The sequence below is a fragment of the Rhodoferax sp. genome (genome assembly GCF_028715765.1).
Classification (GTDB): Bacteria; Pseudomonadota; Gammaproteobacteria; order Burkholderiales; family Burkholderiaceae_C; genus Rhodoferax.
In genome coordinates this window covers 1-13,608 of record NZ_JAQURE010000062.1, presented here as the reverse complement: position 1 = coordinate 13,608, position 13,608 = coordinate 1, and the positions used below count along the sequence as shown (strand labels likewise).

General features: G+C 57.3%; 12 protein-coding genes. 3 read left to right on the top strand and 9 right to left on the bottom strand.

Annotated features, from left to right (window positions below; genetic code table 11):
* The 7 genes from PHT20_RS15100 to PHT20_RS15070 all read right to left on the bottom strand — a co-directional run.
* A partial coding sequence (locus PHT20_RS15100; RefSeq protein WP_301021158.1) for a glycosyl hydrolase family 18 protein occupies positions 1-988 on the bottom strand: 988 nt, incomplete at its 3' end.
* A gap of 47 nt (positions 989-1,035) precedes the next feature.
* Positions 1,036-1,788 carry a cellulose biosynthesis protein BcsQ gene (gene bcsQ / locus PHT20_RS15095; RefSeq protein WP_300088660.1) on the bottom strand — a complete coding sequence of 251 codons (753 nt, stop codon included), beginning with the start codon at positions 1,786-1,788 and terminating at the stop codon, positions 1,036-1,038.
* A gap of 13 nt (positions 1,789-1,801) precedes the next feature.
* Positions 1,802-4,003: a cellulose biosynthesis cyclic di-GMP-binding regulatory protein BcsB gene (gene bcsB, locus PHT20_RS15090; protein WP_301021157.1), complete on the bottom strand. Its 2,202-nt coding sequence runs from the start codon at positions 4,001-4,003 to the stop codon at positions 1,802-1,804.
* A gap of 112 nt (positions 4,004-4,115) precedes the next feature.
* Complete coding sequence (locus PHT20_RS15085; protein WP_301021156.1) at positions 4,116-6,218, bottom strand: hypothetical protein; 2,103 nt, start codon at positions 6,216-6,218, stop codon at positions 4,116-4,118.
* On the bottom strand, positions 6,215-6,979 hold the full coding sequence (gene bcsQ, locus PHT20_RS15080; protein ID WP_301021155.1) for a cellulose biosynthesis protein BcsQ: 765 nt from the start codon (positions 6,977-6,979) through the stop codon (positions 6,215-6,217). The genes PHT20_RS15085 and bcsQ (PHT20_RS15080) overlap by 4 nt, the downstream gene beginning before the upstream one ends.
* Entirely contained in the window at positions 6,976-8,325 is a 1,350-nt protein-coding gene (locus PHT20_RS15075; RefSeq protein ID WP_301021154.1) for a hypothetical protein, read from the bottom strand. Before PHT20_RS15075 ends, bcsQ (PHT20_RS15080) begins: the two co-directional genes overlap by 4 nt.
* A 29-nt stretch (positions 8,326-8,354) precedes the next feature.
* A complete protein-coding gene (locus tag PHT20_RS15070; protein WP_301021153.1) occupies positions 8,355-8,828 on the bottom strand; it encodes a cellulose synthase in 474 nt (157 codons plus the stop codon).
* A 296-nt stretch (positions 8,829-9,124) separates the two neighbouring features.
* Here PHT20_RS15070 and PHT20_RS15065 point away from each other — a divergent pair, with 296 nt between their 5' ends.
* The 3 genes from PHT20_RS15065 to PHT20_RS15055 all read left to right on the top strand — a co-directional run bounded on the left by PHT20_RS15065 (position 9,125) and on the right by PHT20_RS15055 (position 12,679).
* The gene (locus tag PHT20_RS15065) at positions 9,125-10,465 is read left to right on the top strand and encodes an MFS transporter (protein ID WP_301021152.1); all 1,341 of its coding nucleotides are present in this window, start codon (positions 9,125-9,127) and stop codon (positions 10,463-10,465) included.
* A 101-nt stretch (positions 10,466-10,566) separates the two neighbouring features.
* The gene (locus PHT20_RS15060) at positions 10,567-11,277 is read left to right on the top strand and encodes a response regulator transcription factor (protein WP_300086277.1); all 711 of its coding nucleotides are present in this window, start codon (positions 10,567-10,569) and stop codon (positions 11,275-11,277) included.
* Between the two features lie 25 nt (positions 11,278-11,302).
* Positions 11,303-12,679: a HAMP domain-containing sensor histidine kinase gene (locus tag PHT20_RS15055; RefSeq protein ID WP_300086274.1), complete on the top strand. Its 1,377-nt coding sequence runs from the start codon at positions 11,303-11,305 to the stop codon at positions 12,677-12,679.
* 122 nt (positions 12,680-12,801) lie between these two features.
* On the opposite strand, the gene PHT20_RS15050 is transcribed toward PHT20_RS15055, so the two are convergent.
* On the bottom strand, positions 12,802-13,041 hold the full coding sequence (locus PHT20_RS15050) for a hypothetical protein (protein WP_300086271.1): 240 nt from the start codon (positions 13,039-13,041) through the stop codon (positions 12,802-12,804).
* Positions 13,042-13,048: 7 nt separating this feature from the next.
* The coding region (locus tag PHT20_RS15045; protein WP_301021151.1) for a glutathione S-transferase family protein at positions 13,049-13,608 on the bottom strand (560 nt) is incomplete at its 5' end.

Genomic DNA, 13,608 nt, shown 5'->3' with positions numbered 1-13,608 from the left:
GGTCGTACCCAAGGACAAAAAACGCCATGCCGGCGAGCTTTTCAGTTTTGACAAACGCCGTTTTCAGCTTGAGTGACCACCAGTCTTCAAACCAGCCCTCCACCGGCTGACCTTGGTCGTTGGTGTATTTGTAATAAGCTGAGCCTGTGGAAGGGTCGTGGCTGGCGCCATACTGCGCCACACGTTGACTGATGTTGACCCGCAGCTGCGGCAAGACCGCAGCATCCACCTCGGCAAACGTGGTGGTTTGCCCAGGCTGCTGGGTGGCGCTGCGCAGCTTGCGGTCTGCCACCAGCCATTCATAGCCATACAGCGGAAACGTCAACACCAGCCGCTCTTTGGCCACACCCAGCGCCAGCGCCTCGGAAGCAGCGCTTTCCCAAGTCAAGACATCCGCACCTTTGAGCGGCGCCACCGGGCCGGCATGGGTGCTGCTGCTGTAGTGGGTGTCATAGCTTTGCGCCACCACCCAGTCCATGCCTTGCAAACTGGCGGCATCGTAAAGCGCCGCGTCAGTTTGCACCGGCATAAACACCGAGACGCTGCGCCGAGGCGACAGCGCGTGAAGTTGTTGCGAGAGTTGCACCAGGAATTCACGGTAACGTGTCACAGCTGCGGCCTGGGCGCCGGCATAGATTTCAACATCCAATTGCAAGCCGCTGACCTGGGCATGACTGGCCAGCTCGATGCACTGCGCTAGCATTTTTGCAACGGCTGGCGGTGAGGTGAACAGCTGGTTGAAGGTGATCGAGTCAAACAGTGTGAGCGTCAAATCAAGAGGAAGTTGGTGCTGTTGTGCCGCTTGTTGCAACTCTGTCCATTGCTCAGGCCAGCCATGACGCTCCACCACTGTGCCCGTGGCATCCACTTTGAGCTCAAAGAAAAACAGCCGGTCAAGCTCGCGCATGGGCAAGTTTTTCCAACTTTGCGGCATCCACCATGCCAAATAACCCATGGCCTGCAAAGGCTTGGCCACAGCACAAGACATGCCCAGCAGCAAGCTGATGACCAGCAGCGCCTGCCTGCAGCTTGAGGCTAGGCGTCTTGGGTGCTGCTGAGCAACCATTCAGCCACGTATTGAATGTCAAGACTGGCTTTGCAACCCGGCTCATAGTGCAACACCGGCCGTTCAAAAGCCAGCGCCTGTGACACCCTGGGGTCGCGGTGAATGGCCACAGGCACCAATTGCTCGGCATAGTTGGCATATAGGGCGGTACGAACTTGGTGCCCCAATTTGCTGTGAATGGGCATTTGGTTGATCAGCAAATACATGCCCTCAAAATCGGTTCGGTCAGCGGTGTACTGCTCCACCAAAGTCGAGATTTTGTCGATGGTGGCAAACGAAGCCGCATCGGCCAGCAAAACCACCAAGGCTTTGTGAGCAACCGTCAATGCCTGACGCAAATACACCGAAGGACCCGGTGGGGTATCCAGCACCACATAGTCAAAGGCCAGCTCTTTCAGCCCCTGAATATGCTGAGCCAGCCAGTCAGGATGGCCTTTGAGTTGTGCCTCAAACTCTTCCAATTCAGACTCGCTGACACGCCCGTAAGGGATGAAGCTGATGCCAAAGGGGCTCTCAAAAATCGAACTTGGGGCAATCCCCTCACGTGACAACCCGGCGTATTCATCAGGATTGAGTCCCAGATGCACTCGCTGAGCGTTTTGTGGGTCAAGGTCAATCAACAGCACTCGTTTTTGGCGCTGCGACAACGCCACGGCCATGTTGGCCGCCAGGGTGCTCTTGCCCACCCCCCCTTTGCCTGAAATAAACGCAATGATGTGCATGGTGTGCATGTGCTTAAAGTTTCAAGGTGCCGCGGCGGTGAAACACTTTGCGGAGCGTTTGCGAGAGTGCCACAGCCAATAACAGACTCGCCAACACCACCACCAAACCAGCCCACATGGGGTGATCAGCAAACAACCATCTCAGTTTGCTCATAAATGGCAACGCACCCACGTAATACGTGGCACTGACCTTGGTGTGGTTGAGGTCTTTTTCATTGAACACCACCAAGTCGCCCTTGATCTGGCTGATTCGTTCCATGTTGGTGAGCACATCGGTGACCCGTTGCAAGTCACCAGGACGATCTGCGTGCACCAGCACCACACTGCGTGCAGGTTTCATGGGGGACTCAAAGGCCATCAACGTGGTCAGATCACCGCCGCTGTTGAGGTTCAGGTCGCCTTTCGGGGTGGGGGTGAACTGGTTGTCTTGCTGCTCCCATCGGTAAGTGGGCTTCCATGTGACATCAGGCTCGCGCACACGGCGCTCGCCATTGATTTGAACCAATGGCAGTTTGTCGGCCCATTTGCTGAGCAAGGCCTGGCTATTGGCTGAACCAATCACCATGACGTCGCGGTCAGCCATTTTGTCAACATCAGCCGCGGTTCCCAGTGCATGACGCAACACCGGGTAGCCGGTGGACTCACCCATGCGCCCCATCAGTGCGAGGTACACACCCAGTTCATGGGTGTTGGGTCGATCCGGCAGCACCACACCGGTTTCAGCCAAATCAGCCAAGCGCGTGAACGGGAACCCAACGTTGGCAAAATAAGCCAGATCAGGCATGGCTGCGTAGTGCGGAAAACCGCTGAAGTCCAGCGTGGACTCGGGGTCAATGGCACCCACCAGGTTGTCGGGTGGCATGTTTTGACATTCACCATGCTTTAACAAGTCAAAGTAGTACCCCATTTGCAATTGGTCTCGTCCACCCACTGCATAGGGGGGGATGAACAGCAAGTCGTTGCGTCTGGAGACGTTATCGCTGCCGACCTGGTTGAGCTGGTTGACCTCGTCTGGATTTTTGAAAGGGATGTTCAGCGGCAAGGCATGAATGAAATCATTGTTCAAACTGACATTCAAACTGGAGGCCTTGTGTTCCGGCAAGTGGGTGAATCGGTATTTGAGGTTGAGCGGAACCCCTTGCGTGCGCCAAGTGAACAAGTCTGGTGACACCCGGTAATTCATGCGAATCACCTCGGGGTACCAGCCTTGGGTGCGCAGCTCTTCGGGGCGAGCAATCTCACCAAAACGCACCGGGCGGTCAGACGGCAGCCAAGCGGGTGCGTCGTAGGGCTTGCGGGGGGTGGCCTCGGTTTCTTTGGCAACCGCCACCGATGACCCAGACAAGGTGTTGCTGATCAATGCCAACGCGCGTGCTGCACGCAACATGTCATCGTCATTGCCGCCCGTGACCAACAACAATTTGGCCAATGGGTTGTTGGGGTGCGTGACCACGCTCAAGGTGGCACCACTGGGATGCTCAAGTCCTGCAATGTTTTCACCACTTTGCACAAACACCACGGCATTGCCGTTGGGCAATTCGTTCAAAGACACCGGAAACTGCGCCCCCCGGTTACCCGCCTGCATGCCAAACCACGAGGCCACAATGCCAGCCGCTTTCATGGTGCCCATGGACGGCGTGCTCGAGAAGACAAATGGCAACTTCAACGTGGCGTCGTCACGACGGTCAAAAAAGGGCGCGGGCAAAAATTTCAGATCGTTGACCATGGCTTTCGGTGCCAGGGTCAGTTCAAGCTTGCCCAAGTCGCTCAAGGTCAGCCACAGCGACGTGTGAAATGGGTCTTCACATTGACGGGTGTAGTGACCAATGAGGTTGAAGCGCAAAAAATTCTGGTCAGCCATGAGGCGCGGATCAAGGTCAATGTCGCGCGTGTTGCCCAAGTGCTGGCCTGTTGGCAACCCCTCCACCTGCACCACGGTCTCATTGAGCAGCACGCGCAGATGGCTCAGCTCTGGAATCAAGGCGGGCGAATAGTCATAACGCAGCTTCAGCTTGGCTCCCACCACCATTTCATCCGCGCGCACATTGAAGCCAAGGGTTCTGGAACCATCCGTCCCCCTCAAGTTCACGGCAGACCAGGCGCCTAACTGCTTGAAGCTGAGTGACACCAGCCGCTGCTGCGCAAGCACGGCCGGACTGGTGGTCAACACCTCTTCAATCACGGGCTTGATTTTGGCTTTTTTGGGTTTGGCCATCACTGTGGTGCTCAGCGCCACACATGACAAACTGACTACCAATGCCTTCACGGCCAAAGAAAGAATGTGGCTTGTGCCACACGCAGAGAGATGCTTCATAGTTCTGTTACTTTCATTGATCTTGCCCACTCCCTGCCACTTGAGCAGCAGATTTACGCGCCATTCGCGGCACAGCCCGAGAAAAAAAGGAACCCAGCCACGTAAAAAATTGGGGCACCCAAGGCGGCACCAACTGATCCACATGCTGGCTGGGTAGCCAAGCAGGCCAATCCGCGCCACGTGCGAAAACGGCTTGGCTAAAACGTTCAAAAACACTTTGCCAGACCGGCTCTAACTTCACAGTCAGCGCTGTGTCGACCAGTGAAACCACTTTAACGTCTACAGCCAACTCTTCTTGCTCGTGAAAAATGGACAGCTTCAGGCGCTGACCTTCAGACACGGTCAATGCTGCGGGCAACTGCAAGCGCATCTCAGTGGCTGGGAAATTAAGGGTATGGCAAGACAGGGTGCGGTTGTTGGCCAAACGCAGCATGGCCGGCAACACTTGCAAACGCTGTTGCTGGCGCAGCACTTCAGCGGCCTCCTTGACCACTGCCAGTTTGGCCATCAACATCCATTCGATTGCCACAGACCAGACCAAATACAACCCTAATGTCGCACGTTGCGCCGGGTCTGCCTGCCCCATCAACGACACAGCCACCACAATAGCCACCCCATGCAGCAGGAGTGACAAATAATCAAATAAATTCAATTCAAAGGCTTGTCCAGACAGGTGCTCAGGCTTGGAAGCAGTTCTAGAGAAACTCGTCTTCAAGCTGGTCCAGAGCACTGTGAACAAAGTCAAACCCCACACATACAACGCCAGCAAAGCTTCTTTCACCACCGCCATCGCATCCCACTGACCGCTGGACGGGGTGCGGCTCAACAACACCAGCACCTGCAACACCGCAGGTGTCACATAGGCAAGCCAGACCCAGACCGATGCCTTCATCGGCAACACATCGCCCAGCAAATAAATCAAGGGAACAGCCCACAACGTCAACCGCAACAAAGGTTGGCCAAACCCTAACGTGTGTCTGAGGTGTGCCACTGCCGTGCGTCCGCGCCATGAGCGTTGGGCAAAAGGCTCCAGAAGCAATCCATGTAAATGGGCTTCGCGTACCCAATATGCATGCCCGGCGCCTGCTTGGAGCATCCTGAGTGGCAAATGATCGTCGTCACTGGCCGCGCCCGTTGGCAAACCACCCGCCTTCAAAAACAAACTCACTCGCGTGATCAATATCTCGGCACCACAGTCCGATAACAACGGCGTTTTGAACTGCTTTTGATCACATGCAGGCAATAAAAAATGGTGCGGTGTCATCAGCAGCCCTAACCGGTCATCCTCCATCAACCAAGCCACGCTCTGCAACAGAACATCTGGCTGCGGTGCCTGTCCGGCTTGCACCACCACGACCAACTCGCCTTCAGCGTCGGTGATGGCACGGTTGATTTGGTGGTTGAGCGTGGTGTCCGCGGGATTTAATGACGGCAGGTAAGTGACATTCAACTCAGCCAACGCCACCCGAAGGTTGACACGGTCTGTGTCATCCAACACGGTCAAGTCGATTTTTTCTTGCGACCACTTGAGCTGTTTCATGGCTGCAACGCTGTGCAACACCTCCTGCTCGGTAGCCTGTGCGCCAGACACAAAAAGATTCACAGAGGGCCAGGTTGCCTCATTTTCTGGCAAGTCCTGGGCTTCCCGCCGCAAGGGTGCAAACGCCTGCAGCAAGCCCAACCCACACCACACGACACCATAGATCTCAATCACCCAGAGCGCCAAAGCCACAAAATAATCCACGCTGTAAGCTGGCTGCAGCGTGGCATCCCAGCGCCAATACACATAGCGCAACACACTCAGCCAAGCCAAGCCAGTCAATACCAGCGTGATCAAACTCCCCCGATAGGGTCGAATGAACAGCGACACCACCAACACGCAGGTTGAAAACCACCAGTGATTGACCGGCGTGAACGGCACATTCACCAACACCCCATTCAAAGCCAAAAACAGCACCACAGCCAACCCCACAAACAGTGGATTTGAAAAAATGGCAACACCGTTGCTGCGCCGACCCCAGTCGCCCAGTCCCCCGTTGAGATAAGGCTGCAGCAGCAGCGGACTGGGTTTGCCCCAGCGCTGCCGCCAAACTGCCAAAAGTTGCTGCGGTGTCATGGATTCAGCGTAGTCTGAGCCCAGGCAGCCAGCCGGGTAAAGTCATGACTGGCTTGCCCATGTGGCTCATAACTCAACACCGGCTGTTGAAAAGCCAGGGCCTCAGCCACCGCCTCATCGTTGTGAATATCCACTGGGCACATGCGTGGTTTGAGTTGACGACGCAAAAACGCTGCCGTATCGCGGTTCAATGCTTCACTGCGATCAATCTGGTTCAAAAGATAAAACACCTTGAGCTTTGGCCGAGCAGCCAGCATGTCTTCCAACCAAATTTCCATGTCAGGAATGGTGGCATACGACCCAGCATCTGGCAGCAGCACAATCAACACCAAGTCGGCACAGTCAAACACCTGCTTGAGATACACCGAAGGTCCCGGCGGCGTGTCAACTACGACGCACGCTTCTTTACCCCATCCTGCAGCCTTGATCTGGCTGGCCAACCATTGGGGCGACTGGGTGAGCATCCCTTCAAAGGCTTCGCGGTCAGCTTCCGACACATTGCCATAAGGCAGACAAGCCACCTGATACGCACTCTGAAGCATGGCATTGCGCCAATTGCCACCGGTCAAAGACTGCTCGCAAACCCCGGTCGTGTCCTGATCCACCAAGCCAAAATGCCAATGCAACGCGTTTTGTGGGTCAAGGTCAATCGTGCTCACACGCCCAGCGCCCAGCTGAGCCCCTAAAGCAGCCGCTAAATTGGCACAGGTAGAGGTTTTGCCCACCCCACCTTTCATGGAAACCACACCGATGATGCTCATTTCTTATTCAACCGATTCAAAAAAGCCGGTGTTTTGACCGGTGCTGAGGCAGCGGGTGGCGAGGACTTTTGTAATTTATTGAACAAGGATTTGAGTGAGCCAGCTGGTTTAGTGGGTTCTGCGCTCGGTTGTGCAGTGGGTTGAAAAACATCAGTTTGTTTAACCACCTTTGACGGGGCAACGGTTTCAGCTGGCTCTACAACCGGTACGGAATTGCCAGGACGAGCAGGTTTCTTGCGGACACGCTTGGGTTTGACCACCTCAGCTGCCGACACAACCGCATCTGAGGGCTCGCTTGAAGCAGGCGCACGCACCACTTCATGACGTTCAGGCAGCGCTGATTCAGTGAACAAAGCACTGGCGGGGCTTTCCTCAAAGACCACTGACGGGGCAACTGTTGCTGGCAACGACGGATCAACAAACGACACCCCGCTTGGCTCTGCAGGGTGTTGGGCGGGATCAACTTCGAGACGGGATTCAGCCAGCGGTTGAACTTCAACTTGGCCTTCATCCCTAAGCTCAGCTGTTGGCGCGGCCGCAGGAGCTGAGGGATTGGAAATCAACGACTCCAACCCAAACAAACTGATGAGTGAGTCCGCCGCAGGTGCCTCGCTGGCGGGGCTGACTTTGATAGGTGCAGACTCTGGCAACAAAGGAGCAGCAGCTTGTGGCGCCATCCTGGCGTGAAGATCAGCTTGCGTCACCGTGACGGCAGCCCGTGCTGGTGCTGGTGCTGGTGCTGGTGCTGGTGCTGGTGTGATTGTTTTTCGCTCAGCTTGCTTGGGCGCGGCTTTGGTCAACAACTTTTTCGCCACTGATTTGACCACCGATGCCGCTGACACAGGTGGAGTCTGTGCAAGCGTTGGCGCAGTAGCGATGGGAGTCAAGTGCTCAGTGGGTTGCTGGGACGCGGGCGCAGTGTCAACTGTCGCCAACGGCTCCATCGGCTGCTGCGCGTCAGATTGAACTTGGGGCACAACGGGCTCGGCCATTGGCTTAACCGATTTCGCAACCGACCGTGGGGTGACCCGTTTGGACTTGGTCTGTTTGGGCTTGGCCAATTTGCTCAAGCCCTGCGCCAGTTGGTCGCTCAAGGTAGGCCCAGTCGCCAACTGGGGCTGAGCGACTTCTGGTGCCAAAGAAGCCGCTTGGGGATTGAGCCAATTTTGCTTTTCAGCAGTTGAAAGCGCTGGCGGACGTGCCGGCAAGCGCGGTGCCAGGGCGCGAAACAACGGCCATTTTTGGGCGGCTTCTTGCGCCGAAACATCTGCTGCTTGCGCCAGCTTGGACTGGTCGGGGCGCAGTGACTTGAACATCGGCATCAAACCGTCTTTAGATGGTGTCATATGTGAATTTCAGTCGTCAGTTAGCGGGCTCAAACCTGGGCAGACCCAAAACGCAACACAATACCCATGGGGGTTGCAGAATGGGAAACCGTCTCAACCCGCATGGCATCGCCGGCACCCAACACCTCAAAAACGGTTTGGTAAAACCCTTGCAACAAGCCAACCGTCCATGGCAATGAGGCCTCACCAAACGCCTGTGCCAGCGGTGCTGCGTGGTGTTCGATGCCAATGGCGTCTTCGAGCTCTTTGAAATGAACCCAACCCCAGTGCCACTCGCTCCAACGGACGTTGATGCGATCTTGCAAATCAGCCAAGGTTTCCACAGTAGCAAAATCACCCTCAATCTCGCGCGCCATGCGCTCACCCACTTTGAAAAAAAGCGCCTTCAGAGACTCTGTATCTTCAGCACCCTGCAACACTTGCGCCAGCGCTTGCAGCATGAACTGCCATTGGTGCGACACCTGATGTTGGCGAAAATAAGTCTCAAAGCTGCTGTTGATCATGGCGTTCTAACATGGGGTTAAATTTTTGAAGGTGACACTGTGCAGGTTTAGAAAAAAAGAACAAGGCTAACCACCTCCGCCAGAACTGCCACAGGTGCGACACAGGTGCGCCACAGCGCATCTCTACAAGGCAAGTTTTTTTGGAGGAAATTGGTTTGAATTTGAGAGCAAACTATAGATGAAATACAAGACATCCAAGCGCCATATTCACATCAGCTTGTCAATAAATTAACGCAATGTCGCAATCCATCCGTGTCTCACGGTCAAATTGATTCAATCCACCGCATTATCCTTAAATGCTCACACCCCAAAATCAGGACTTACCCCCTTCCCACCCTTGGCTTGCTGCCTTCAAGGTTTACCTGGAACCCGCCTCACTGCGGATGCTGTCGCTTGGGTTTTCCGCCGGGCTGCCGCTGCTGTTGGTGCTGGGCACATTGAGCTTTTGGCTGCGCGAGGCCGGCATTGACCGCACCACCATTGGCTACCTCAGCTGGGTCGGGCTGGCCTACGCCTTCAAATGGGTCTGGGCGCCGCTGGTAGACCGCCTGCCCATTCCGTGGTTGACGCGCTGGCTGGGACGCCGGCGCAGCTGGCTGCTGCTGTCGCAAGCGGCCATCATGCTGGGACTGGTGGCCATGTCGTTCAACGACCCGCGCGTGGCTTTGCAGCCGGTGGTGTGGGCGGCGCTGGCGGTCGCGTTTGGCTCGGCAACCCAAGACATTGCGCTGGATGCCTTTCGTATCGAGTCGGCTGATGCCAACCACCAGGCCGCACTGGCCGCCACCTACCAAACCGGTTACCGCCTGGCCATGATCTGGGCTGGAGCCGGTGCACTGTGGCTGGCGGCGCGGGCTGAAGTGGCGGGCAGCACCGGCTACCAACCCGACGCCTGGCTGATGGCTTACCAAATCATGGCGGCCAGCATGTTGCCAGGTGTGCTCACCGTGCTGCTCTCCAGCGAGCCCCAGGCGCGCCGCCTGCCCCCCGCTAAAGGCGCACTGGACTGGTTGCGTGGCGCACTGGTTGAGCCTTTTGCTGATTTTTTAACCCGCTACCGTTGGCACGCCGTGCTGATTTTGGCGTTGATCGCCACCTACCGCATCAGCGACGTGGTGATGGGCATCATGGCCAACCCGTTTTATGTGGACATGGGTTACACCAAAGACGAGGTGGCCGCAGTCACCAAAGTGTTTGGCGTCATCATGACCCTGGTGGGGGCTTTTGTAGGCGGCGTGCTGGCCATGCGCCTGGGTGTGATGCGGGTGCTGATGTTGGGCGCGGTGTTGAGTGCAGCCAGCAATGTGCTATTTGCGGTCTTGAGCACGCGCGGCCATGATCTGAATGGCCTGATTTTTGTGATTTCGGCCGACAACCTCTCCAGCGGCATTGCCTCTGCCGCGTTCATTGCCTACCTGTCGAGCCTGACCAACGTCAACTACTCGGCCACCCAATACGCCCTGTTCAGCTCCATGATGCTGTTGCTGCCCAAATTCTTGGCGGGCTACTCCGGCCGCTATGTGGATGCGTTTGGTTACATGAACTTCTTTGTAGCCACCGCCTTGCTGGGCTTGCCGGTGTTGCTGCTGGTGGCCTTGACTTCAAGACTAAAACAGCCTGTAGCGCTTGATAAATAAGCATGAGCAGCTATTTAAATAATAGTTATTTTGAATCCGGTGTTTACCCAACTTTACCTGCCCTTTATCACTTGGATGCGCTCAAACCCTAGACTTGTGCCATGAACCCACAGCTGCTGATGATTGAAGACGATGCGCGCCTGGCCGACATGGTGGGCACCTACCTGGGCGCGTCAGGCTACACCTTTGCGCATGCGGGCACGGCGCTGGACGGCCTGGCACGCCTGCAATCCAGCGCCCCCAACCTGGTGATTCTTGACCTGATGTTGCCCGACCTGGATGGTCTGGAGGTGTGCCGCCGCATTCGTGCCCTGCCGGGTGCCCTGGCGCGCACGCCGGTGCTGATGCTCACCGCCAAAGGCGACCCCATGGATCGCATCATTGGGCTGGAAATGGGTGCCGACGATTACCTGCCCAAGCCGTTTGAGCCACGTGAACTGCTGGCACGCATTCGCGCCGTGCTGCGCCGCGAAGGTGCCGCAGGTGCCTTGGCCAGCGACACCCCCTTGCTGCGCTTTGGCACACTGGAGATTGACCGAAATGCCCGCAGTGTGCGTGTCGGCGGGCAGCTGTGCGAGCTCACCTCTTACCAATTTGACCTGCTGGTGGCCTTGGCAGAGCGCGCCGGCCGGGTGCTCACGCGTGAGCAAATCATGGAAGCCGTGCGCGGGCGCGAGCTTGAAGCCTTTGACCGCTCCATCGACGTGCACATGGGGCGCATTCGCTCAGCCATTGAGCTTGACGCCAAAAACCCCAAACGCATCGTGACCGTGCGTGGCGTTGGCTATGTCTTTGCGCGTCAACAAGACTAGTCGTCCGTTTCACCCAAACAAAGACATGCAAACCAGCTTTTTCAGCAAACTCTATGTGCGCATCTGGCTGGCCGTGGTGCTGACGGTGGCCGTGCTGATTTTGCTGGTGGGCTGGGTCTGGCGGCTGGCGGCTGAGCCGCCCCTGCGTGACGTGGTGGTGCGCAACGAAGCCGGGCAAATCATTGGCCGCGGTCAGCCACCGATGCGCTACCCGGATGCAGTCAGCCCCTCTGAGCAAGCCATGCACCGCCGCATGTGGCGCGAGCGCATGGCGACGGCGCCCTTGGACAACACCCCGCCTGCGTTTCCCGCCCCTGAAACAGCCGCACCCAGCGCAGGCGATGCGGCCAACTCGTCAGCAGCCGAATCCCCTGAACCAACGCCTGGCACCCCCACCCCAGAATTTGTGGTGCGCATGCACGACGGCCAAACCATGCACATGCGGCTGATGCGCGCCCCGGCCTCGGTCTGGAGCAAACCCCCGTTTGGCTTTGCCTGGATGCTGGTGTGGGTAGGGTTGGCTGTGGCACTGGCCACCTACCCCATTGTGCGCACCCTGACACGACGGCTGGAGCGCCTGCAGACCGGTGTGCAGCAGTGGGGTGCCGGTGATTTGGCCACCCGCGTGCCTGAGTCTGGCACAGATGAAGTGGCTTTTTTGGCCAAACGGTTCAACCAGGCCGCCGAACACATTGAAACCCTGGTGCACGCCCAAGAGGCACTGCTGGCGTCTCAAAAATCGCTGTTGGCCAACGCCTCCCACGAACTGCGCTCGCCCTTGACGCGCATCCGCATGGGGCTGGAGCTGCTGGGGCCGAATGCCAGTTCGGCGTTTCGCGATGAAATTGCCCGCAATATCAGTGAACTGGATCAACTCATTGAAGAAATTTTGTTGGCCAGTCGGCTTGATGCCCGCGAGGCCGACCTCGGCACCATTGAGTCGGTCGACCTGGTGGGGCTGGCCGCAGAAGAATGCGCCCGTGTCAATGCCGAATTGGACTTTGTGCCCAGCCCCAGCACCGAACTCATCGTGCAAGGCGTGACCAAGCTGCTGCGCCGTGCTGTGCGCAACCTGCTGGAGAACGCACGCCGCCACGGCGCGGGTCAGATCACGCTGGGCTTGAGCAGGGTGGCGCAAACGGCGGTGATTCGCGTCACTGACCACGGCCCGGGCGTGCCAGCCGAGCTGCAAGCGCGCATCTTTGAGCCGTTTTACCGCCTGCCCGGCGCCACCGAGCGCGATGGCGGCGTGGGGCTGGGTCTGGCATTGGTGAAATCCATTGCCGAGCGCCATGGCGGGCGCGCCAGCTGTGAAAGCCTGCCCGGCCAAGGTGCCAGCTTTGTGATTGAGCTGCCGCTGCCTGCCGCAGCCACACCAACACCTGAATCAAGACTTGGCTAACACACCAGGGGGCATCGAGCAAGCCCCACATTTCACGTGTTTTCTCAAAATGACCTTCAAAATCCCCCAAATGGGGGATACCCAAGCGCTGCAGCGCCCGGTACAGTTCATCCCAGCTGCTGTCACAGCCATGAAGCAACAAGAACCTGAGTTCTGTCGTCATAGGTATCAAGTTTCCAACGACGTTCCCCCTTGGGGGAACCTTTACAAGCCACCTTCGGGTGGCTTTTTTTTATCAGGACTGATGCAAAACCGCCCCAGCGTTGTTGCCCCGACTTGCCGTACGCTTGTACTGTCTGCGTCGGGGCGCCTAGCTGGAGCAATTTTGCATCAGTCCTGTTTATTTGCGCGATCAGCGTCAAGTGGGGTTCAGACCTTGGCACTGGGTCTGCCAGCCACCCGGTCTAACCAGGCTTGCAGCGCCTGCAAGCCCAGTCGGCCAGGGTTGAATTTCATCAGCCGGGCAAAGTCAATGGCGCAAAACGCAGTAATGTCGGCAATGGTGAAGCGCTCACCGGCCATCCACGGCTGGTGCATCAGCAGCTGATCAAACCAGGCGGCAACTTCATGCACCTTGTCCGCCTGCGAACGACCAAACTCTGGAAACTGCGGCTGCTCCAGCACCGCCAGCCCAGGGTGGGTGTGGCGCACGCTGTTGGCTATGCCCAGCAGCAAACTCCACTCCACCCGGCGGTCGGCCATTTCAATGAAGGCACGCTCCTCAAAACCATCGCCCATCAGGTTGGGCTCGGGGTACAAGCCTTCCAGATAGGTGCAAATGGCACGGGTTTCAGTCAGCACACGGCCGTCGTCAAGCTCCAGCGCAGGCACTTTGGCCAGCGGACTCTTGGCGCGGTAGACCTCGCCTTTGTGCTCCAGGGCATTCAAGTCCACCTCGACCAGGCTGATCTGGGTGATGTTTTTCTCGG

What these genes read in the sequence shown, in the direction of transcription:
- PHT20_RS15060 (WP_300086277.1), top strand. Translation starts at nt 10,567, where the DNA reads ATGAACCCACAGCTGCTGATGATTGAAGACGATGCGCGCCTGGCCGAC.
- PHT20_RS15070 (WP_301021153.1), bottom strand. Translation starts at nt 8,828, where the DNA reads ATGATCAACAGCAGCTTTGAGACTTATTTTCGCCAACATCAGGTGTCG.
- bcsB (WP_301021157.1), bottom strand. Translation starts at nt 4,003, where the DNA reads ATGGCCAAACCCAAAAAAGCCAAAATCAAGCCCGTGATTGAAGAGGTG.
- PHT20_RS15055 (WP_300086274.1), top strand. Translation starts at nt 11,303, where the DNA reads ATGCAAACCAGCTTTTTCAGCAAACTCTATGTGCGCATCTGGCTGGCC.
- PHT20_RS15085 (WP_301021156.1), bottom strand. Translation starts at nt 6,218, where the DNA reads ATGACACCGCAGCAACTTTTGGCAGTTTGGCGGCAGCGCTGGGGCAAA.
- PHT20_RS15075 (WP_301021154.1), bottom strand. Translation starts at nt 8,325, where the DNA reads ATGACACCATCTAAAGACGGTTTGATGCCGATGTTCAAGTCACTGCGC.
- PHT20_RS15065 (WP_301021152.1), top strand. Translation starts at nt 9,125, where the DNA reads ATGCTCACACCCCAAAATCAGGACTTACCCCCTTCCCACCCTTGGCTT.
- bcsQ (WP_300088660.1), bottom strand. Translation starts at nt 1,788, where the DNA reads ATGCACATCATTGCGTTTATTTCAGGCAAAGGGGGGGTGGGCAAGAGC.
- bcsQ (WP_301021155.1), bottom strand. Translation starts at nt 6,979, where the DNA reads ATGAGCATCATCGGTGTGGTTTCCATGAAAGGTGGGGTGGGCAAAACC.